Raw genomic sequence first — 20641 nt, 5'->3', positions numbered from 1 at the left:
CATGACCCTCCCCCACCTGACCCGCGCGCGTGCCCTCGCGGCCGTCGTCGCAGCCACCGCCGCCCTCGGGCTCAGCGCCTGCGGCGTCGGCGGCGACACCGAGCAGGCCTCGGCCGACGCGTGCCCGTTCCAGGCCGACGAGTCCGTCGACACGACGGTGCGCATCGGCTACCAGAAGATCCCCAACGGCGACGTCGTCGTCAAGGACCAGAAGATCCTCGAGAACTGCCTGCCCAACGCCACGATCGAGTGGAGCAACTTCGCGTCCGGCGGCGACGTCGTGCAGGCGTTCGGCGGCAAGAGCCTCGACATCGGGCTCGCGGGCTCCTCGCCCAGCACGAAGGCGCTGTCGGCGCCGCTCGACCTGCCCGTGTCGGTCATCTGGATCCACGACGTCATCGGCTCCGCGGAGTCGCTGGTCGTGCGCGACGGCGAGGCCACCGACATCAAGGGACTCAAGGGCAAGACGATCGCCACCCCGTTCGGCTCGACCGCGCACTTCTCGCTGCTGCAGGCCATCGCCGACGCCGGCGAGGACCCGTCGGACTACACGATCGTCAACACCGAGCCGGAGCAGATCGCGCCGGCGTGGTCGCGCGGCGACATCGACGCCGCCTGGATCTGGGACCCGACGCTGAGCACCCTCGTGAAGGACGGCGGCAAGGTCGTGCTGACCAGCGAGGACACCGCCAAGGCCGGCAAGCCGACGTTCGACCTCGCCATCGCCGACCGCACGTTCGTCAAGGACAACCCGAAGGTGCTGGCCGTCTGGGCGAAGGCGCAGGACTACGCGGTCAAGCAGATCAAGGACGACCCGGCCAAGGCCGCGCAGAGCGCGGCCGTCGAGATCGGCGTGAGTGCCGCCGACGCCGAGAAGCAGTTCGCCGGCTTCACCTTCCTCGACGCAAAGCAGCAGGCGGGCGCCGACTGGCTTGGCGGGAAGCTCGGCCAGGACCTCTTCTCGACGGCGCAGTTCCTGCTGACGCAGGACGGCATCGCCAAGGTCGCGCCCGAGTCGACGTACGCCGACGGCGTCGACCCCGGACCGGCGAAGGCCGCCGCGGGTGAGTGAGCGTCACGACCTCGCGGTCACCGTCGCGGGCCTGGAGCAGGAGTTCCGGGCCCGCGACGGGGTCGTGCGCGCCCTCGACGGCATCGACCTGACGATCGAGCCGGGCGAGCTCGTGACGCTGGCCGGCCCGTCGGGGTGCGGGAAGACGACGCTGCTCCGCATCCTGGCCGGCTTCGTGGAGCCGACGCGGGGCACCGTCGAGGTCGGTGGGAGGCCGGTCCGCGGACCGGGTCGCGAGCGGGGCGTCGTGTTCCAGCAGCCGACGCTGTACCCCTGGCTCGACGTCCGCGACAACGTGGCGCTGGGCCCGAAGGTGCGCGGCGTCGCGAAGGCGGAGCGGTACCGCACGGCGGAGCGCTACCTCGAGCTCGTGGGGCTGGCGGACGTCGCGGGGCTGCGGCCGTACGAGCTGTCCGGTGGCATGCAGCAGCGCGCGCAGATCGCGCGGGTGCTGACGAACGACCCCGAGATCGTGCTGATGGACGAGCCGTTCGGGGCGCTGGACGCGCTCACCCGCGAGCGTCTGCAGGAGGAGCTGCTGACCATCTGGCGCGAGACGGGCAAGACGATCCTGTTCATCACGCACGGTGTCGACGAGGCCGTCTTCCTCGGCTCCCGCGTGCTGGTGATGAGTCCCCGACCGGGCCGGATCGTGCTCGACGAGCCGGCCCGCTTCTCCACCGACGGCCACCAGGTGCCTCCCGCCGACCTGCGCGCCCTCCCGGAGTTCACCGCCCTGACGACGAAGGTCCGCGAGGCGATCTCCCACCCCTGACACCGGGTCGCTGTCTGGCGTGTGGGAGGTAGGTGACGCGCGGAAACAGGGCCGCTTTCCGCGCGCTACCTACCGCCCGGGTGGCTTTTTCGGAGGCCCACCCAGCGCGAGCCGAGGCAGCGCACCAGCAAGCACTTGCCCCCTGCGGCAGCGCACCAGCAAGGCGGCGCACCAGCAGGACGTCAGCCCTTCGGCCGCAGGTGCGCGAACGCGGCGAGGTTCGCCGTCGACTCCCCGCGCGACTCGCGCCACTCCCACTCCTTGCGGATGGAGGAGGCGAAGCCGAGCTCGAGGATGGTGTTGAAGGAGTCGTCGGAGGCGGCGAGCACCGACCCGAGGAGCCGGTCGACCTCGTCGTGGGTGACGGAGACGAGCGGGAGGCGGCCGTCGAGGTAGATGTCGCCGGCGGAGTCGATCGCGAACGCGACGCCGTAGAGCTTGAGGTTGCGTTCGAGCAGCCAGCGGTAGACGCCCTCGTGGTTCTCGTCGGGGTTGCGGGCGACGAACGCGTGCACGCCGAGGGAGTGCCGGTTGACCTCGAGGCGGGTGGTGGTCTTCAGCTTCCGCTCGCCCGGCAGGTCGACCTCGACGACGGTGAGCCCGTGGCGCACGTGGTCGAGCCCGGCCTGGGCGACGGCGTCGAGGATCACCTCGAGCGCGTGCCGCTGGTCGGTCGTCAGGTCGTCACTCACGCGGGTTCACCCGTCCTTCCGTCCGGCGCGGGCCGCGACGGCGCGCGCGTACACCTCGAGCACCCGGTCGACCGTGGCGTCCCAGCCGAAGCCCGACGCGTGGGCGACGGCCTTCGCGCCGAGCTCGTCGCGCAGCGCGCGGTCGGTCAGCAACGGGTGCAGCGCGTCGGCGTAGTCGTGCGGGTCGTGCCCGTCGACGAGGACGCCGCTGACACCGTCGGCGACGGCGGTCGACAGCCCTCCGACGCGGGCGGCGACCACGGGCGTCCCGCAGGCCTGCGCCTCGATGGCGACGAGCCCGAACGACTCGTTGTGCGACGGCACGCACACGACGTCGGCCGCGGCGTACCAGGTGGCGAGCACGTCCTGCGTCACCGCCGGCTCGAGGCGCACGACGTCGGTGATGCCCAGCTCGGCGGCGAGGTCGGCAAGCGACGTCGGCCGGTCGAGGCCGCTGCCTGACGCCCCGCCGACCACGACCACCTGGAGCCGCTCGCGCAGCGCGGGGTCGCGGGCGAGGAGGTCGGCCGCGGCCTTGAGCACCACGTCGGGTGCCTTCAGGGGCTGGATGCGACCGGCGAACAGCAGCACGGCCGCGTCGGGGGGCAGGCCGAGGTCAGCGCGCGCGTCGTCGCGGCTGCCGGGACGGAAGCGTTCGAGGTCGACGCCGGGGTGCACGACGTCGACGCGCGACGGGTCGGCGGCGTAGAGGTCGAGCAGCTCGCGACGCTCCTCCTCGGTGTTCGCGACGAGCCGGTCGGCGATGCGCACGATCTCCTCCTCCCCGACGACGCGACCGATCGGCTCGGCACGGTCGCCCTCGGCGAGGTGGGCGTTCTTGACCTTGGCCATGGTGTGCATGGTGTGCACGAGCGGGACCGACCACCGCTCGGCGGCGACGGTGCCGACCTGCCCGGACAACCAGTAGTGGCTGTGCACGAGGTCGAAGTGGTGCGGCCCCTGCTCGACCTCGGCGCGCAGCACGTCGCGCACGAACCCACAGAGCTGGCTGGGGAGGTCGTCCTTGGTGAGCCCCTCGAACGGCCCGGCGGTCACGTGGCGCACGACGACGCCGGGCGACGCCTCGACCGCCGGCGGCAGGTGCCGCGACGTGGCCCGCGTGAACACCTCGACCTCGACCCCGCGCGCCGCCAGCCGCCGAGACAGCTCGAGCACGTACACGTTCATCCCGCCGGCGTCGCCGCTGCCGGGCTGCTCCAGCGGCGACGTGTGCGCCGAGAGCATGGCCACGCGGCGTGGCAGCGGGAGGGAGGTCACCGCACCATCTTGGCCCGGCCCACCCAGCGGCGCAGCGCTCCCCCTCCGCCGACGGGTGTCGCGCCGGGCGTCCGGGCGGGTGCGACGATGGGCGCATGGTCGAGTCGAACGCGAGCACCGCCCGTCCCGTCGCCGTCGTCACCGGTGCCAGCAGCGGCATCGGCGCCGCGTCGGCCCGTCAGCTGGCCCGCGCCGGCTACCGCGTGGTGTGCGCGGCGCGTCGGGTCGAGCGGATCGAGGCGCTGGCCGCCGAGATCGACGGCCTGGCCGTGCCCTGCGACGTCACCGACGCCGAGCAGGTGGCGGCGCTGGCCGAGGCGGCGGGGCCGGCCGTGAGTCTCCTGGTCAACAACGCCGGAGGCGCGATCGGCCTCGATCCCGTCGAGTCGGCCGACCCGGACGACTGGCGCTCCATGTACGAGACGAACGTCATCGGCACGCTGCAGGTCACGCGCGCCCTGCTGCCCGCGCTCGAGGCGAGCGGCGCCGGCACGGTGCTCAACATCGGCTCGACCGCCGGTCGCATCGCCTACGAGGGCGGCGGCGGGTACACGGCCGCGAAGCACGGCGTGGCCGTCATGACCGAGACGCTGCGCCTCGAGCTCCTCGGCCGCCCGGTGCGCGTGTGCGAGGTCGCGCCCGGCATGGTGCGCACGGAGGAGTTCGCGCTGACCCGTTTCAACGGCGACACCGAGCGCGCCGACGCCGTCTACCGGGGCGTCGACGAGCCGCTCACGGCCGACGACGTCGCCGACGTGGTCGCCTGGGTGGCCACCCGCCCGCAGCACGTCAACGTCGACCTCGTGGTGGTCAAGCCGATCGCGCAGGCCTCGCAGCACAAGGTGCACCGCACCTCCTGACCGAGCTCCCAGGGCACGACGCGAGAGGGCCCCGCACCGGTCGGTGCGGGGCCCTCTGCGTACGGCGCTGTGCTCAGTGCACGACGACGGGCGGACGGCCCTCGTCGTCGAGCAGGTGCGACGCCTCGCGCTTGCGAGGCATGAACGCCACGGGCACGAGGGCGATGACGATCAGCGCGAGCGCCACCAGGTAGGTGTGGTGGAAGGCGTCGGCCGTGTCCTGCAGGACCGTCGGCAGGAAGCTGTCACCGAGGCGCTGCGCGGTCTCGGCGGCGTCGGCCGGCGGCTGCTGACCGGCGGCCTGGGCCGTCCCGATCTCCTGGGCGGCGCTGGCGGCGGCCGAGTTCTTGATGCCGTTGGTGAGCAGCACCGTCATGATCGCGACGCCGATGGAGCTGGCCACCTGCTGCACGACGTTGATCAGCGTCGAGCCGCGGGCCACGTCGTGGGCCTTGAGCGTCTTCAGCGCCGACGTGAAGATCGGCATCATCGTGCCGCCCATGCCGAGGCCCATGATGAACAGCCAGGCCATGATGTGCCAGACCGGCGTGCTCGGGTCGGTGCTGAACGCCAGGCCGGTGACGCCGACGATGATGCCGACGAAGCCGAACGGGACGATGCGGCCGACCGGCATGCGGTCGACGAGCGTGCCGGCGATCGGCATGGTCAGCATGGCGCCGATGCCCTGCGGGGCGACGAGCAGGCCGGCCTTCAGGACGCTCTCGCCACGCACCTGCTGGAAGTAGGTGGGGACGAGCAGCAGGGCACCGAAGAACGCGCCGACGAACAGGAACATCGTGATGGTCGCGACGGCGAGGTTGCGGTCCTTGAACAGGCGCAGGTCGAGCAGCGGGTGCTGGGGCTTGAAGGCCCAGAACACGAAGCCGACGATGAGCAGCGCGCCCACGATCGAGGGCAGCAGCACACGCGTCGACTCGACGGTGCCGGTCTCCGGGATGGAGGAGACACCGAACAGGAACAGCGCGAGGCCGGGCGACATGAGCAGCATGCCGACGACGTCGAAGGACTCGCTGGGCTCGGCGTGGTCCTTCGGCAGGATGACCAGCGCGTAGACGAACGCGGCGATGCCGAGCGGCAGGTTGATGAGGAAGATCCAGTGCCACGAGGCGATCTCGATGAGCCAGCCGCCGAGGATCGGGCCCATGATCGGGCCGAGCAGCATCGGGATGCCGAGGATCGCCATGAGGCGGCCCATGCGGTGCGGGCCCGCGGCCCGGGTCATGATCGTCATGCCGAGCGGCATCAGCATGCCGCCGCCGAGCCCCTGCAGCACGCGGAACGCGACGAGCGACTCGATGCTCCAGGCGGAGGCGCAGAGGACCGAGCCGATCGTGAACAGCGCGATCGCGGTCATGTAGAGCCGCTTGGTGCCGAAGCGGTCGGCGGCCCAGCCGGTCAGCGGGATGACGGCCGCGAGCGCGAGCGTGTAGCCGGTGACCGACCACGCGACCGTGGACAGCTCGGTGACGTCGAAGGCCTTCTGGAACGTCGGCAGCGCGACGTTGACGACGGTGATGTCGAGGATCGACATGATGGCGCCGAGCACGACGACACCGGCGACCTTCAGGATCTCGGGCGTGATGCGGTCGTCGTCCGGGACGGACGTCGAGGCATCGACGGTGGTCTGGTCAGACATGGTCTTCCTTCTCCGGTACTCGCAGAGCATCGCTCTCGAGGATCTGGCCGAGGACCCGGTGCAGGTCCTCGGCGTGGTCGGGCTGGAGCTGCTCGGCGACGACCCGCAGGGCGCGCCGCTTGTGCTCCATCTGCTGGTCGACGGCGTCGAAGCCGCGCTTCGTCAGGGCGACGAGCTTGACGCGACGGTCGTCGGGGCTCTCGTGACGCTCCAGGCAGCCGAGCTTCACCAGCTGGTCGACGGTGCGGCCCGCGGCCGCGACCGACAGGCCGATGGACGTCGCGATCTCGTTGATCGCGAGGGGTCGGTCGGCGAGCGCGACGGTGAACATCGTGCGCGCCTGCGACATGGAGAGGTCGAGCTCGACCAGCTGGTCGAGCCCCTCCGCGTGCACGCAGCTCATGAGGCGCTGGACGAACAGCTCGAGCCGCTCGTACACGTCGTTCCGGTCGGTGGTCACCGGTCGATGCTAACGCACACGCAACCATTGCAGCAACGCGATGATTGTGACCTGCATCTAGTTTCGGAGCTGCAGAGCGTCCAGGTGGCAGGAGCACGGCCACGGCACGACTAGACTTCTCGAGGCCGCACTCCGTGCCAGGCCCGTCGCGCTCGGTCCGAGCGCTCCTGATCATCCAGCGCGAGGAAGTTCCGCATGTCCACCCGCCGTCACGATCTGCGCAACGTCGCGATCGTCGCCCACGTCGACCACGGCAAGACCACGCTCGTCGACGCCATGCTCCAGCAGCAGGGCGCCTACGCCGAGCACCAGGAGGTCACCGACCGAGTCATGGACTCCGGCGACCTCGAGCGCGAGAAGGGCATCACCATCCTCGCGAAGAACACGGCCGTCCGCTACGAGGGCCCCGGCGCCCCCGAGGGCGGTGTCGTCATCAACATCATCGACACCCCCGGCCACGCCGACTTCGGTGGCGAGGTCGAGCGCGGCCTGTCCATGGTCGATGCCGTCGTGCTCCTCGTCGACGCGTCCGAGGGCCCCCTGCCGCAGACCCGCTTCGTGCTCCGCAAGGCGCTCGCCGCGAAGATGCCGGTGATCCTGGTCGTCAACAAGGTCGACCGTCCCGACTCGCGCATCGCCGAGGTCGTCGACGAGACCTACGACCTGTTCCTCGACCTCCTGCCCGACGACGCCGGCGACGACGCCCTCGACTTCCCCGTCGTGTACGCGTCGGCGAAGGCCGGCCGCGCCTCCCTCGAGCAGCCCGCCGACGGCGGCCTGCCCGACAACGACAACCTCGTCCCGCTGTTCCAGACGATCCTCGACGCCGTGCCCGCCCCGGAGTACACCGAGGGCGCGCCGCTGCAGGCGCACGTCACGAACCTCGACTCCTCGCCGTTCCTCGGCCGCCTGGCGCTCGTGCGCGTCAAGGAGGGCACCCTGAAGAAGGGCCAGCAGGTCGCGTGGATGAAGCGTGACGGCTCGACCGACCGGGTCAAGATCACCGAGCTGCTCGTCACCGAGGCGCTCGAGCGCAAGCCCGGCGAGTCCGCCGGCCCCGGCGACATCGTCGCGATCGCGGGCATCGCCGACATCAACATCGGCGAGACGCTGGCCGACCCGGAGAACCCGGTCGCCCTGCCGCTCATCCACGTCGACGAGCCGGCCATCTCGATGACGATCGGCACGAACACGTCGCCGCTCGCCGGCCGGGAGAAGGGCACCAAGGTCACCGCCCGTCTCGTGAAGGACCGTCTCGACTCCGAGCTCATCGGCAACGTGTCGATCCGGGTGCTCCCGACCGACCGCCCCGACGCGTGGGAGGTGCAGGGTCGTGGCGAGCTGGCCCTCGCGATCCTCGTCGAGCAGATGCGTCGTGAGGGCTACGAGCTCACGGTCGGCAAGCCGCAGGTGGTCACGAAGGAGATCGACGGCAAGCTGCACGAGCCGGTCGAGCGCCTGACCATCGACGCGCCCGAGGAGTACCTCGGCACGATCACGCAGCTGCTCGCGGTCCGCAAGGGTCGCATGGAGCAGATGATCAACCACGGCACCGGCTGGGTCCGGATGGAGTTCCTGGTCCCGGCGCGCGGGCTCATCGGCTTCCGCACCGAGTTCCTCACCGACACCCGCGGCACGGGCATCGCCCACCACATCTCCGAGGGCTACGAGCCGTGGTTCGGCGACATCTCGACCCGCCCGTCGGGCTCGCTGGTCGCCGACCGCGCCGGCGCGGTCACGTCGTTCGCGATGACCAACCTGCAGGAGCGCGGCGTGCTGTTCGTCGAGCCTGCGACCGAGGTCTACGAGGGCATGATCGTCGGCGAGAACTCCCGTGACGACGACATGGACGTCAACATCACCAAGGAGAAGAAGCAGACCAACATCCGCTCGGCGACGTCGGACAACTTCGAGAAGGTCATCCCCCCGAAGAAGCTGTCGCTCGAGCAGTGCCTGGAGTTCTGCCGCGAGGACGAGTGCGTCGAGGTGACCCCCTCGCACGTGCGTATCCGCAAGGTCATCCTCAACGTCTCCGAGCGCGCCCGAGCCGCGAAGTCGCGCCGCTGACCCACAACCACCCCCGACGGGGCGTCTCCCACCCGGGAGGCGCCCCGTCGGCATACGTGGGCGGCACGACGACGGGTCAGGGGCGTCGGGGCGGTAGGTGAGCCGCGCTACGGCACGGGTCGACGGTGCGGGCGGTAGGTGACCTGCGTCGTTCCGCCCCTGATCCGCCGCCCTCCTACCGTTCGCGTCCACGAGCCGCGGCTCACCTACCGCCCACTCTTCCTGCGCGCGGCGGGAGGCTGCCGTTCAGTGCTGGTACCGGACGACGTACGCCGGGCCGACCTCTTCCTGCACGCGTCGGGCGAGGTCCTCGCCTACCAGGCGGAGCTCCTCGAACTCACGCCGTCGCTGCCGGGCGGCCCCCGTCCGCAGGTCGGAAAGGACGTACTTCCAGCGCACCCACGTCTGCATGAGGAAGACGCCGGTCCAGCGGTCGTCGTACACCTGGGGCGCGACGTTGGCCTCGCATCCGACGCGCCGCTCCGCCCACGGTTTTTTGGACACTTCCGGGGCACTGGACGAGCCTCGAACGCCCCGGAAGTGTCCGAGACGCAGGGACTAGGACTGCTGCAGGTACTCGAGCTGGGCGCGGACGCTGAGCTCGGCGGCGTCCCAGAGGACCGGGTCGACGTCGGCGTAGACGTGCTCGACGACCTCGCGGGGGGTGTCGTGGCCCGCCGCGACCGCGGCGCGCACCTGGTCGAGACGCTCCTCGCGGTGGTCGAGGTAGTGGTCGAGCACCGCGCCCGGGTCGTCGACGACCGGACCGTGGCCGGGGAGGATGCGGTCGCAGCAGCCCTCCTCCACGAGCTGGCGCAGCTGCGCGAGGGAGTCGAGGTAGGGGCCCAGCTGCCCGTCGGGGTGGGCCACCACCGTCGTGCCGCGACCGAGCACGGTGTCGCCGGTGAGCACGGTGGGCTCGTCGGCCAGGCGCAGGCAGGCCGAGTCGCGCGTGTGGCCCGGCGTCAGCAGCACCACCAGCCGCAGCCCGTCGACCTCGAGCTCCTCGCCGTCGGTCAGCGGCATCGCGTCGGCACAGAACCGGTCGGTCACCGCCCGGGCCGGCGCACCCGTGCGCTCGCGCATCGTGTCGAAGGCGTCGGTGTGGTCGCCGTGGTGGTGCGTGTAGAGCACCAGCCCGACCTCGCCCGCCGCGGCCAGGACCGCGTCGAGGTGGGCGGGGTCGTCGGGGCCGGGATCGACCACGACCGACCGCCGCGCCCCGGGCTCCCGCAGGATCCACGTGTTGGTCCCCTCGAGCGTCATGATGCCCGGGTTGTCCGCGCGCACCACGCTGGCGCGCTCCGTGACCTCGACCGGCTCAGCCATGGGCCTCCTCCTCGATGGGGTTGTCCAGGAACCACTCGCCGTCGACCTTGACGAGCCGCGGCTCGATCGGGCGGACCTCGCGGGCCCGTGCGTCGTCGACGAGCGTGGTCGGATCGGCCTGCGCCAGCTCGCGGCAGGTGATCCAGGTGGGCGGCAGCATGGCGGCCTCGCCCGCCTTGACGGCCTCGAGCACCGATGCGATCGACGCCCACGTCGCACGATCGGCCTCGCCGGGCAGCGTGCCGACGCTCTGCCCCCGCGGCACGGCGGCGACGAAGAAGCGCGTGTCGTAGCGGCGCGGCTCGAACGCTGGGGTGATCCAGTGCGACCACGCGCCGAGGAGGTCCGAGCGCAGCACCAGGTCGCGCGCGCCGAGGAAGTCGCCGAAGCTCAGCTCTCCGGCGTCGAGGTCGAGCCGGGCCTTCTGCAGCTCGGGCGAGGAGGTGTCGGCGACGACCGAGTGCTCGTCGGCGCCCGCGAACAGGATCCCGGACTCCTCGAACGTCTCGCGCACCGCCGCGACGACGAGGGCGCGCGCGGTGTCGGGGTCGCAGCCGAGCCGCTCGCCCCACTGGCTCGACGACGGGCCGACCCAGCCGACCACCTCGCGGTCGGACTCCTGCAGGCCTCCACCGGGGAAGACGTACATGCCGGGCGCGAACGCCATCGTCTGCTGACGACGCAGCAGGTAGGTCTCGGGCCCGCCTACGCCGGGTCGCACGAGGGCGATGGTCGCCGCGGCGCGCGTCGGCGCCGGGGTGCCGTCCCAGGTGGCGACGCGGTCGCGGAAGACGTCCGGGATCGGCACCCGCACGGTCAGTCGACCTCGACGACGAGCTCGACCTCGACGGGCGCGTCGATCGGCAGCACGGGCACGCCGACGGCGCTGCGGGCGTGCCGGCCGGCGTCGCCGAACACGTCGCCGAGCAGCTCGCTGGCCCCGTTCGCCACCACGGGCTGGCCGGTGAAGTCGGGGGTGCTGGCCACGAACACGGTGACCTTGACGACCTGGCGCACGGCGTCGAGCGTGCCGACGACCGACTTGACCGCCGCGAGCGCGTTCAGGGCGCACTGGCGCGCGGCAGCCTGGGCCTCCTCGGCGGACACCTCGCCGCCGACCTTGCCGGTCGCGACGAGCTCGCCGGACGACAGCGGCAGCTGGCCGGCCGTGAACACGTGGGCGCCGGAGCGCACCGCGGGCACGTACGACGCGAGCGGTGCCGCCACCTCCGGCAGCGTCAGGCCGAGGTCGGCCAGGCGCTGCTCGACGGTGCCGTCGCTCACGACTGGACCGGCCGCTTGAAGTAGGCCACGAGGTTCTCGGGGTTCATGCCCGGCACGATCTGCACGAGCTCCCAGCCGTCGCGGCCGAAGTTGTCGAGGATCTGCTTGGTCGCGTGCACCAGCACCGGTGCGGTCAGGTACTCCCACTGCGTCATGGACCGACTGTAGCGGCGCGCGGTCCGTACGGGTGTCGGCGAGGGTGGTCACATCCTCGCGGTTCGCGGGACAGGAGGGGCACGGTCGTGGAAGGCTCGCCCCATGTCGATCTTCCCCCCGACACGGATCGGTCGTGCCCTCGTGGTCTCGGCTGCGCTCGTCGGGGTGACGAAGGTGCTGCCGTTCCTCCTGCAGGTCGTCTCCATGACGGGCGACGAGCGCACCGAGCTTCCTCCGCTGACCCCCACCGGGACGACCCGCGACTTCCTGCTGGGCAACCCGGTCACCTGGTTCCTGGGGGTGGCGGCTGCCGCGTACGTCCTGCTCGTCGTGGTCGACGTCGTGGTGTTCCTGGCGCGACCGCGGCCTGCCCGGTCGAGGCAGACCGGGCGGTCGGGACGGTCCGCGACCCGGAAGCCTGCGGCCCGGGCGCCGCGCCGCACGGCGACCGCCTCCGCCGGCCGTCCGCGGTCGACGGGCACGAAGCGCACCGCGCCCGCTCGACGTCCGGCTCCTGCCCAGCGCAGCACCACCGCACGGCCTCGCCCGGCGGCGACGCGCACGTCGGGAGGCCGCGCGCGGCCCGCGGCGCAGCGCACCCCACCGCCCGCACGCGACTCGTCCGCCACGCGACGCCGCGCCAGCTGATCGGCCGGCGGGGCGTGGGCCTCCTCACCGTCGTTCGGCTCGCACCTGCGCGGCGCGTCGATACCCTCGACGTGTGACCCTCTGGACCCCGCTGCACGTCGTGACCGGCAAGGGAGGCACCGGCAAGACCACGGTGGCCGCCGCGCTGGCCACCTCGCTCGCCGCCCGCGGCCGACGGGTGCTGCTGTGCGAGGTCGAGGGTCGACAGGGCATCGCGCAGCTCTTCGACGTGGCGCCGCTGCCCTACGAGGAGCGCCGCATCGCCACCGGCCTGGACGGCGGTGCCGTGCACGCGCTGGCCATCGACCCCGAGGCCGCGCTGCTGGAGTACCTGCAGATGTTCTACCGACTCGGTCGGGCCGGGAAGGCGCTCGACAAGTTCGGCATCATCGACTTCGCCACGACCATCGCCCCGGGCGTGCGCGACGTGCTGCTCACGGGCAAGGTCTACGAGGTGGCGCGCCGTACGGGCGCCGACCGCTACGACGCCATCGTCATGGACGCACCGCCGACGGGCCGCATCACCCGCTTCCTCAACGTGAACCACGAGGTGGCCGGACTCGCGAAGGTCGGTCCGATCAAGCGGCAGGCCGAGTCGATCATGCAGCTCATGCGCGCCCCCAGCACCCAGGTGCACCTGGTCACCGTGCTCGAGGAGATGCCGGTGCAGGAGACCCTCGACGGCATCGCGGAGCTGGAGGCGGCCGAGCTGCCGGTCGGTCGCGTGCTGCTCAACCTCGTGCGGCCCGAGCTCGTGACGGCCCCGACCCGCGACGCCCTCGACGCGGGCAGGCTCGACGAGACGGCGGTGGCCGCGGCGCTGCGGTCGGTCTCGCTGTCCCCCGACGCTGCCGGCCCCCTGCTCGCCCAGGCCCGTGCGCACGTCGAGCGCCAGGTGCTGCAGGAGCAGCAGCGCGAGGTGATCGGCGACTGCGGCCGTCCGGTCGTCGAGCTCCCGCTGCTGGGCGACGGCGTCGACCAGGGGGCGCTGTTCGAGCTGGCGCGCGTGCTGCGCGACACGATCGGCACCTCGACCCAGGAGACGACGCGATGAGCAAGCGTCCCGCCACCGCGGCCACCGGTCGCCGCTCCCGCACGCCCGCCCGTGGCCTGCCCGGGTCGGAGGCCGGACGCGTCGACGTCGACGCGCTGCTGGCCGACCGCGGCACCCAGATCATCGTCTGCTGCGGCTCGGGCGGCGTCGGCAAGACCACGACGTCCGCCGCGCTCGCGCTGCGCGCCGCCGAGCAGGGGCGACGCGTCTGCGTCCTCACCATCGACCCCGCGCGCCGTCTCGCCCAGTCGATGGGCCTGACCGAGCTCGACAACGTGCCGCGTCCGGTGGCCGACGTCGACACGTCGGCCGGTGGGTCGCTCGACGCGATGATGCTCGACATGAAGCGCACCTTCGACGAGGTCGTCGAGGCGCACGCGACGCCCGAGAAGGCGCAGCAGATCCTGCAGAACCCGTTCTACGTCGCGCTGTCGAGCTCCTTCGCCGGGACGCAGGAGTACATGGCGATGGAGAAGCTCGGGCAGCTGCACGCCGCCGCGAGCGACGACCCCGACGTGCCCGACTGGGACCTGATCGTCGTCGACACGCCGCCCTCGCGGTCGGCGCTCGACTTCCTCGACGCGCCCGAGCGGCTGTCGAGCCTGCTCGACGGCCGCTTCATCAAGCTGCTGCTCGCGCCCGCGAAGGGTCCGGCGCGGCTGCTGAGCGCCGGGTTCGGCATCGTCACCAGCGCCCTCAACAAGGTGCTCGGCGCCCAGGTGCTGTCCGACGTGCAGACCTTCGTGGCCGCCTTCGACACGCTCTTCGGCGGGTTCCGCCAGCGCGCCGAGGCCACCTACTCCCTGCTGCAGGCCGACGGCACCGCGTTCCTGGTGGTCGCCGCGCCGGAGGCCGACGCCATGCGCGAGGCCGCCTACTTCGTCGAACGGCTCGCTGAGGAGGACATGCCCCTCGCCGGGCTCGTCGTCAACCGCGTGCACGAGCGGGCCGCCGGCGGGCTCACCGCCGCCGACGCCGAGAGCGGCGCCACGCGACTGCGCACCGCCGGTCAGGAGCCCGTCGCCGAGCTGCTCGACGTGCACGCCGACCGCGAGCGCGTCGCCGCGCGCGAGGAGAAGGTGCAGCGCCGGTTCACCGGCAGCCACCCGACCGTGCCGACCGTGCCCGTCGCGGCGCTGCCGACCGACGTCCACGACCTTGACGGGCTGCGCCGCATCGGCGACCTCATCGCCGGACGCTGAGCGTCCGGCGCCAGGACGTCAGGCGGTCTGCAGGACGCTGCGCCAGGCAGCCACGTTCGGGCGACGACGCAGCAGGGCGCGACGCTCGCGCTCCGTCATGCCGCCCCAGACGCCCCACTCGATGCGGTTGTCGAGCGCCTCGGCCAGGCACTCGGCCCGGACGTTGCACGAACCGCAGACCTGCTTGGCGCGGTTCTGCTCGGCGCCCTTGACGAACAGCGCGTCGGACTTGCCACGGCAGGCGGCTTGACCCGCCCAGTTCTCGTTCCACCCCATGGTGATCAACCTCCCGAGAGCCGACCCCGAGGCCGACAAGGTTTCTCTAACAAAGAGAACGCTAAGGATCCGGCTCCCCGGGCGGCAGACTCCACAGTGCCCAACTTCACATGGCCCGAAGGGACTATGGTCCTGGGCGCCCTCGGGACGCCGGGCCGCCACGGGCACCCGTCCGCGCCTCCGTCGATCCTCAGGATCGGCCCGTATCCTGGGGCGTATGCCTTGGGACGACCTCACCGACAACGTCCGGCGTATCGCCCAGACACCGCCGCGCACGTCCAGCCGTGCCTCGCTGATCGGCACGATGATCGTGCTGGCCGTGGCCGCCGGCGTGCTCTCCGCCGCCGTGGTCATCCCCGGCACCGCCTTCTTCGCGGCCACGGCCAACGACGTCACGCGCGACGTCGTCGACCTGCCGCTCGAGCTCGACGACGCGCCGAACCCGCAGACCACACGGCTGTACGCGGCCGACGGCAGCCTCCTGGCGTACTTCTACGAGGAGAACCGCCAGGACGTGCCCCTCGACAGCATCGCCAAGACGATGCAGGAGGCGATCGTCTCGATCGAGGACAACCGCTTCTACGAGCACGGGGCACTCGACCTCAAGGGCACGCTGCGCGCCCTCGTCAACAACGCCTCCGACGGCCAGACCCAGGGTGGCTCGACCATCACGCAGCAGCTGGTGAAGCTGTCGCTGGTGCAGCAGGCCACCACGCGCGAGCAGATCAAGGCCGCCACCGAGAAGTCGACGGCCCGCAAGGTGCGTGAGCTCAAGCTCGCCATCAAGTACGAGGAGGAGCACTCCAAGAAGGACATCCTGGAGCGCTACCTCAACATCGCCTACTTCGGCGACAGCGCGTACGGCATCAACGCCGCCGCCTACCACTACTTCTCGGTCCCGCCGGAGAAGCTGTCGGTCAAGCAGGCCGCCACGCTGGCCGGCCTCGTGAAGAACCCCGAGCAGTTCAACCCGCGCATCTACCCCGAGCGGGCGCTCCAGCGCCGCAACACGGTCATCCAGGTCATGGCGACGCAGGGCAAGATCAGCCAGGCCGAGGCTGACAAGCTGATCGCCTCGCCGCTCGACCTCAAGCTCACGCGCTTCCCGAACGGCTGCGTCGAGTCCGTCGCCGCGTTCTCGTGCGACTACATCCGTCAGTACCTCCTCGAGGACGAGGCGCTCGGCAAGACCGTCGACGAGCGCCGCACGCTGCTCGAGAAGGGCGGCCTGACCATCAAGTCGACCATCGACGTGCGCATGCAGAAGGCCATCAACGCGGCCGTCACGAAGCGGGTCGGCGCGCGTGACCGCGCGGTCGGCTCGATGGCGCTGGTCGAGCCCGGCACGGGCAACGTCCGCGGCGTCGCGCAGTCGCGACCGATGGGTCGCGACGAGAAGCGCGGACAGACGTTCCTGAACTTCTCGGTGCCGACGGAGTTCGGCCAGTCCAGCGGCTTCCAGGGCGGGTCGACGTTCAAGATGTTCACGACCGTGGCCGCGCTCAAGAGCGGCATCCCGGTCGGGAAGACCTACAACTCGCCGCAGTCGATGACGATGCCCGCCGGCACCTACTTCGACTGCCAGGGTCGCGGCGTCGGCGCCTGGCCGCTCAAGAACTCGACGGGCCAGGGCACGTTCAACATGTACACGGGCCTGCGTCGGTCGGTGAACACCTACTTCTCCCAGCTCGAGCGTGACGCAGGCCTGTGCAACACGGTGAAGGCCGCCCGCGACATGGGCATCAAGGTGCCCGAGCGCGACGTCGTCGGCCCCTTCACCCTCGGCTCGACCTACGTCAGCACCCTGGAGATGGCCGCCGCCTACGCCACCGCGGCGTCCGGCGGCACCTACTGCACGCCGCGCCCGGTCGATGAGATCCTCAGCGCGAACGGCGAGGTGCTGAAGAAGTACCCCGACAGCTGCAAGCGCGTCATGAGCCGCGAGGTCGCGGCCCAGGTCAACGACATCCTCCGGGGTGTGCAGCAGCCGGGCGGCTTCGGCTTCCAGAACGGCACCGCGCTGAACATCGACTCGGCCGCCAAGACCGGTACGACGAACAGCGCGCAGTCCGTCTGGTACGTCGGCTACACCCCGACGCTCTCGGCCGCGGCGATGATCTCCGGCGTCAACAGCGCCGACAACCCGGCCAGCCTGGTGGGCGTGACGCTGAACGGCGTGCCCGTCAACTTCTCGCAGGCCGGCGGTTCGTCGCTGTCGGGCCCGATGTGGAAGGACGCCATGGGCGTCATCCAGACCTACCTGCCGGCGCGCACGTTCGACGCACCGCCGCAGCGCCAGCCCGCAGCCGCCCCGCCAGCGGCCGCGACGGGCGGCACCCAGCGCGGCGGCGACCAGCCCCGCGATGCCCAGCCGCGCGGCGGCAACCGTGGCGGCGGCGACCAGGCCCGCGGCGGCGGCAATGGGGGCGACCGCCCCGGTCGCTGAGCAGACGCACTTCGTCGTCCGGTCGGGCCACCGGGGCCCGACCGGACGACGTGGCCGGACGACTCAGGCGCCGAGCGCCTTCTTCACCTCGGCCGCCACGACGCCACCGTCGGCGCGACCCTTGACCTGCGGCTGCAGCGCGCCCATGACGCGGCCCATCGCCTTCATGCCGTCGCCGGCCACGCCGAGCTGGTCGATGGTGGCCGTCACGAGCTCGCGGACCTCCTCGGCGGTGAGCTGCTCGGGCAGGTACTCGGCGAGGATCGCGGCCTCGTCGCGCTCCTTCTGCGCCAGCTCCGGACGCTGGCCGGCGTCGAACGCCTCAGCGGCCTCGCGACGCTTCTTGGCCTCGGAGGTGAGCACACCGAGGACGTCGTCGTCGCTCAGCTCGCGCGCCTGCTTCCCGGCCACCTCGGCGTTGGTGACGGCCGTGAGCACCATGCGCAGCGTGCCGGCGCGCAGGGAGTCGCGGGCCTTCATCGCGGCGGTGAGGTCGGTTCGGAGTCGGTCCTTGAGCGCTGCCATGGCGCCATCCTCTCACCGACCTCGCCGGGGCTCCCCGTCCCGACCTAGGCTGGTCGCATGAGGGCGACGGTGGCGGTACCGCTGGGGCTGGTCGGTGCGGGCGCAGCCGGTGTGGGCTACGGCTGGCTGGAGGCGCGCTGGTTCGCGCTGCGGCACGTGTCGGTGCCGGTCCTGGCGCCGGGCGCCGACCCGCTGACGATCCTGCACCTGTCCGACGCGCACCTGACGCCGAGCCAGGGACGCAAGCGCGACTGGCTGCGCGGTCTGGCCGACCTCGAGCCCGACCTGGTCGTCAGCACCGGCGACCACCTGGCCCACCACGACGCGGTGCCGCCGCTGCTGGAGTCCTACGGCGAGCTGCTCGAGCGGCCCGGCGTCTTCGTGTTCGGCTCGAACGACTACTTCGCGCCGGTGCCGAAGAACCCGCTGCGCTACCTCGTCGGCGGCACGGGCACCCAGGCGGGCGGTTCGTGGAACCGGGAGCCGACGCTGCCGTTCGAGGAGCTGCGCTCGGGGCTCGTCGGCTCCGGCTGGCTCGACCTGAACAACACCACGGGCCACCTCGACGTCGGCGGACGCACCCTCGCGTTCGCGGGTGTGGACGACCCACACCTCGAGCTCGACGACCTCGACGCGATCCCGCCGGCGGCCGAGCTCGGCCCCGACGCCGAGCTCGCGGTGGCGGTGGCCCACGCGCCGTACCTGCGCGTGCTCGACCGCGCGTCGAGCCAGGGCTACCCGCTCGTGCTGGCCGGCCACACCCACGGCGGTCAGCTGTGCGTCCCGTTCTACGGTGCGCTCGCGACCAACTGCGACCTCGACCGCCGACGCGCGAAGGGCCTCAGCACGCACCAGGCCGTCGGCTCCGAACCCTCCTGGCTGCACGTGTCCGGCGGGCTCGGCACGTCGCCCTTCGCCCCCGTGCGGTTCGCGTGCCGACCCGAGGCCACCCTGCTCACCCTGACTGGGGTAGACTCGTCGAGGTCGTCCTCCCGCTGAGGATGACGGCCGGGGTGTGGCGCAGCTTGGTAGCGCGCGTCGTTCGGGACGACGAGGCCGCAGGTTCAAATCCTGTCACCCCGACCATCAGTTCGACGTGAGAACCTCGGACCTCCTCGTGAGGTTCGAGGTTCTTCGTCTTTCAAGGTATGAGCCCGCCCGGCTCGACGCGGGCCTCGAGCCGTCGCCCTCCGTCCGCGCCGCTGGGTCCGCGCGTTGAGTCGTCGTCGCACGTGCGCCGGTCATGCGTCGTCGTCCTCCCACGAGTTCAGAGGAACGCCTGGCACGAGCCACAGGCCGTCCTCCTCGGCACCGGCAACCGCTCTCTCGCAAGGGATGTCGGCCCCGACGTACATGTACAGATCCCAACCGAAGGCGATCTGCAGCCGACCGTTGACGTCCTCGAGAGTGCAGTCGAGCTCACCTCGCAGGTTGCCCCGGACGATGGGTCCCACGTCGGACCGGACGACAAGTTGGCCAGCAGACAGCGCGAAGTTGGCATCTTGGCTTCCCATGAAGACGACGCGGAACAGCGAGGCCGACGTCGCCACGGCGAAACGCACGACCGCGGCGATGTAGGTGTTCTCGACGCGGAGATACTCCTCATCGGACAGGACGATCCCGTTGAATCTTTCTCCGACATCGGCCATGTCCGTCCAGGACTCCCAGCCCGGCCCCCTGCGCAGCTGTTCTTCGTACCTCGACACCCGCCAGGAATGCGACAACGGACTGAGTGAGGCCATGATGATCCACCCTGGAGGAGGTCGCAGTCCGGGTCAAGGCCGACCGTCCCTGGGCGATTGACTCTCCACTCCGGGCGTTTGACCCGCACTGCACTCTTCAACGCACCTGATCGGGTGAACCGGTCGAGGTCGCTGGCGATGACGCGTTCCTGCCCAGGCGCGGAGCGGGACCGGGGTTCAGTCCTCGACCTCATCGTCGAGCGGCGGCAGCTCGGCCAGCTCGATCACGGCTGCCGTCCACCGGGCGTACACGGCGGCGGGCATCGGGGCCTGACGCAGAGGAGTGATCGTGCCGTTCGCCACGCGCACTTCCGCGAGCAGACCACCGGTCGCCGACATGTCCGTCAGCTCGACTCCGTAACCGTTCTCGCTAGCAAGGGAGATGATCAACAACTCGTAGAGGATTCCCTCGTGCGTGAAGTACTCCACTACAGGAACCTCATGAACTTCCCCTATTCCCCGCTTCGCTGAGCAGCACGCCGATGCCTGGACCGTGATCTTCAGCGACTTGCCCACAGACCTTGCGGCCCCACGATCGCACTTCTCCTGGGAGCGCGGCTGGTCGGGGACTGGCCGGCAGGGACGAGCGCCAGACGCTACGACTGACTCACACCTTCCTCGCCGAACACCATGGACTCCGTGATGATGTTCGCTGGCAACAGCGGGTCGTACACCTCGAGCCACGGCTCGAGACCGTGAAGCGCCTTGAATGCCTTCTCTAGTCTCATGGGCGACACAGTGGTGATGTTGGGCAGGATCTCGGCTTCGTTAGCAGTAGCCGGACGTCGACGAGTTTCGCAATAGTCCGTCACGTAGACAGTTGGGGGCATGCCGATCGCGACCTTGCTCGCTGGCAGATGAAGCGGATCCGGAACGTCCGCAACTCCAAGAATCGTCCAGTAGCCGTGATAGAGGCGCGCATCCAACGAAGAGCCCGCGATCACGATCGGACTCTGGATCGCCGACTGCCAGTCCGTCTCCACCTCGTCATCGGCCACCATCTGCTCGAAAAGCACGAGGTAGAGGATCTTCTTACTTTTCATGGTGGCAATCTGACCGATCGCAGTCCGGCCGTCACCCAGAGGCACAGAGAAGACCGTGCCCTCGACCAATGTCAG

The 20641-nt window shown here is 71.1% G+C and carries 23 protein-coding genes and 1 tRNA gene; 10 read left to right on the top strand and 14 right to left on the bottom strand.

The features are described 5' to 3' along the window. Position 1: 1 nt before the first annotated feature. The gene (locus Aeryth_RS01735; RefSeq protein WP_067853850.1) at positions 2–1072 is read left to right on the top strand and encodes a taurine ABC transporter substrate-binding protein; all 1071 of its coding nucleotides are present in this window, start codon (positions 2–4) and stop codon (positions 1070–1072) included. Continuing rightward, a complete protein-coding gene (locus Aeryth_RS01730; RefSeq protein WP_067853847.1) occupies positions 1065–1847 on the top strand; it encodes an ABC transporter ATP-binding protein in 783 nt (260 codons plus the stop codon). The genes Aeryth_RS01735 and Aeryth_RS01730 overlap by 8 nt, the downstream gene beginning before the upstream one ends. A 182-nt stretch (positions 1848–2029) precedes the next feature. Here the strand turns inward: Aeryth_RS01730 and Aeryth_RS01725 are convergent, their stop codons facing one another. Both Aeryth_RS01725 and mshA read right to left on the bottom strand, forming a co-directional pair. Next, positions 2030–2539, bottom strand: a complete 510-nt coding sequence (locus tag Aeryth_RS01725; RefSeq protein ID WP_202967696.1) for a type III secretion system chaperone family protein — start codon at positions 2537–2539, stop codon at positions 2030–2032. Positions 2540–2545: 6 nt separating this feature from the next. Then, positions 2546–3817, bottom strand: coding sequence for a D-inositol-3-phosphate glycosyltransferase (gene mshA / locus Aeryth_RS01720; protein ID WP_417864034.1), 1272 nt, complete (start codon positions 3815–3817; stop codon positions 2546–2548). A 95-nt stretch (positions 3818–3912) separates the two neighbouring features. Between mshA and Aeryth_RS01715 the strand changes: the two genes are divergently transcribed. Then, on the top strand, positions 3913–4677 hold the full coding sequence (locus Aeryth_RS01715; protein WP_067853842.1) for an SDR family NAD(P)-dependent oxidoreductase: 765 nt from the start codon (positions 3913–3915) through the stop codon (positions 4675–4677). A gap of 73 nt (positions 4678–4750) precedes the next feature. Here the strand turns inward: Aeryth_RS01715 and Aeryth_RS01710 are convergent, their stop codons facing one another. Further along, positions 4751–6334, bottom strand: coding sequence for a DHA2 family efflux MFS transporter permease subunit (locus Aeryth_RS01710; protein ID WP_067853839.1), 1584 nt, complete (start codon positions 6332–6334; stop codon positions 4751–4753). Continuing rightward, the gene (locus Aeryth_RS01705) at positions 6327–6794 is read right to left on the bottom strand and encodes a MarR family winged helix-turn-helix transcriptional regulator (RefSeq protein ID WP_067853836.1); all 468 of its coding nucleotides are present in this window, start codon (positions 6792–6794) and stop codon (positions 6327–6329) included. Before Aeryth_RS01705 ends, Aeryth_RS01710 begins: the two co-directional genes overlap by 8 nt. Before the next feature lie 195 nt (positions 6795–6989). On the opposite strand from Aeryth_RS01705, the gene typA reads away from it, so the two are divergent. Next, positions 6990–8861 carry a translational GTPase TypA gene (gene typA, locus Aeryth_RS01700; protein WP_067853833.1) on the top strand — a complete coding sequence of 624 codons (1872 nt, stop codon included), beginning with the start codon at positions 6990–6992 and terminating at the stop codon, positions 8859–8861. A 246-nt stretch (positions 8862–9107) separates the two neighbouring features. Here typA and Aeryth_RS01695 read toward each other — a convergent pair whose 3' ends face one another. The 5 genes from Aeryth_RS01695 to Aeryth_RS17540 all read right to left on the bottom strand — a co-directional run bounded on the left by Aeryth_RS01695 (position 9108) and on the right by Aeryth_RS17540 (position 11629). Beyond that, positions 9108–9305, bottom strand: coding sequence for a hypothetical protein (locus Aeryth_RS01695; RefSeq protein WP_067853830.1), 198 nt, complete (start codon positions 9303–9305; stop codon positions 9108–9110). Positions 9306–9419: 114 nt separating this feature from the next. Continuing rightward, positions 9420–10190 (bottom strand): MBL fold metallo-hydrolase, encoded by a 771-nt coding sequence (locus tag Aeryth_RS01690; RefSeq protein ID WP_067853827.1) that lies wholly within the window; start codon positions 10188–10190, stop codon positions 9420–9422. Continuing rightward, positions 10183–10998, bottom strand: a complete 816-nt coding sequence (locus tag Aeryth_RS01685) for an NUDIX hydrolase (RefSeq protein WP_144433634.1) — start codon at positions 10996–10998, stop codon at positions 10183–10185. The genes Aeryth_RS01690 and Aeryth_RS01685 overlap by 8 nt, the downstream gene beginning before the upstream one ends. An 8-nt stretch (positions 10999–11006) precedes the next feature. Further along, positions 11007–11474: a RidA family protein gene (locus Aeryth_RS01680; protein ID WP_067853821.1), complete on the bottom strand. Its 468-nt coding sequence runs from the start codon at positions 11472–11474 to the stop codon at positions 11007–11009. Beyond that, positions 11471–11629 carry a DUF4177 domain-containing protein gene (locus Aeryth_RS17540; protein WP_144433633.1) on the bottom strand — a complete coding sequence of 53 codons (159 nt, stop codon included), beginning with the start codon at positions 11627–11629 and terminating at the stop codon, positions 11471–11473. Before Aeryth_RS17540 ends, Aeryth_RS01680 begins: the two co-directional genes overlap by 4 nt. A gap of 103 nt (positions 11630–11732) precedes the next feature. Between Aeryth_RS17540 and Aeryth_RS01675 the strand changes: the two genes are divergently transcribed. The 3 genes from Aeryth_RS01675 (at position 11733) to bagB (ending at position 14534) form a co-directional block, all read left to right on the top strand. Further along, positions 11733–12278, top strand: a complete 546-nt coding sequence (locus tag Aeryth_RS01675; RefSeq protein WP_067853816.1) for a hypothetical protein — start codon at positions 11733–11735, stop codon at positions 12276–12278. 73 nt (positions 12279–12351) lie between these two features. Continuing rightward, on the top strand, positions 12352–13332 hold the full coding sequence (gene bagA, locus Aeryth_RS01670) for an ATPase BagA (RefSeq protein ID WP_067853812.1): 981 nt from the start codon (positions 12352–12354) through the stop codon (positions 13330–13332). Continuing rightward, positions 13329–14534 (top strand): ArsA family ATPase, encoded by a 1206-nt coding sequence (gene bagB / locus Aeryth_RS01665; protein WP_083516177.1) that lies wholly within the window; start codon positions 13329–13331, stop codon positions 14532–14534. Before bagA ends, bagB begins: the two co-directional genes overlap by 4 nt. An 18-nt stretch (positions 14535–14552) precedes the next feature. On the opposite strand, the gene Aeryth_RS01660 is transcribed toward bagB, so the two are convergent. Then, the gene (locus tag Aeryth_RS01660; RefSeq protein ID WP_067853809.1) at positions 14553–14810 is read right to left on the bottom strand and encodes a WhiB family transcriptional regulator; all 258 of its coding nucleotides are present in this window, start codon (positions 14808–14810) and stop codon (positions 14553–14555) included. A gap of 217 nt (positions 14811–15027) precedes the next feature. Between Aeryth_RS01660 and Aeryth_RS01655 the strand changes: the two genes are divergently transcribed. Further along, a complete protein-coding gene (locus Aeryth_RS01655) occupies positions 15028–17256 on the top strand; it encodes a transglycosylase domain-containing protein (protein ID WP_067853807.1) in 2229 nt (742 codons plus the stop codon). A 63-nt stretch (positions 17257–17319) separates the two neighbouring features. Here the strand turns inward: Aeryth_RS01655 and Aeryth_RS01650 are convergent, their stop codons facing one another. Further along, a complete protein-coding gene (locus Aeryth_RS01650; RefSeq protein ID WP_067853804.1) occupies positions 17320–17781 on the bottom strand; it encodes a GatB/YqeY domain-containing protein in 462 nt (153 codons plus the stop codon). Positions 17782–17838: 57 nt separating this feature from the next. Between Aeryth_RS01650 and Aeryth_RS01645 the strand changes: the two genes are divergently transcribed. Together Aeryth_RS01645 and Aeryth_RS01640 are read left to right on the top strand one after the other, a co-directional pair. Further along, complete coding sequence (locus tag Aeryth_RS01645) at positions 17839–18780, top strand: metallophosphoesterase (RefSeq protein WP_067853801.1); 942 nt, start codon at positions 17839–17841, stop codon at positions 18778–18780. Positions 18781–18790: 10 nt separating this feature from the next. Next, positions 18791–18867 (top strand) — tRNA-Pro (locus Aeryth_RS01640). A gap of 155 nt (positions 18868–19022) precedes the next feature. Here the strand turns inward: Aeryth_RS01640 and Aeryth_RS01635 are convergent. From Aeryth_RS01635 to Aeryth_RS01625, 3 genes are all read right to left on the bottom strand, one after another. Continuing rightward, complete coding sequence (locus Aeryth_RS01635) at positions 19023–19523, bottom strand: hypothetical protein (protein WP_067853798.1); 501 nt, start codon at positions 19521–19523, stop codon at positions 19023–19025. A gap of 177 nt (positions 19524–19700) precedes the next feature. Next, positions 19701–19952 (bottom strand): hypothetical protein, encoded by a 252-nt coding sequence (locus tag Aeryth_RS01630; RefSeq protein WP_067853795.1) that lies wholly within the window; start codon positions 19950–19952, stop codon positions 19701–19703. A 167-nt stretch (positions 19953–20119) separates the two neighbouring features. Beyond that, positions 20120–20611: a hypothetical protein gene (locus Aeryth_RS01625; RefSeq protein WP_158509162.1), complete on the bottom strand. Its 492-nt coding sequence runs from the start codon at positions 20609–20611 to the stop codon at positions 20120–20122. Positions 20612–20641 lie beyond the last annotated feature (30 nt).

This window comes from Aeromicrobium erythreum, assembly GCF_001509405.1.
In the GTDB taxonomy this organism is placed as follows: domain Bacteria; phylum Actinomycetota; class Actinomycetes; order Propionibacteriales; family Nocardioidaceae; genus Aeromicrobium; species Aeromicrobium erythreum.
Note: the sequence above shows the minus strand (reverse complement) of the source record. Positions and strands in the feature narration are given on the sequence as shown.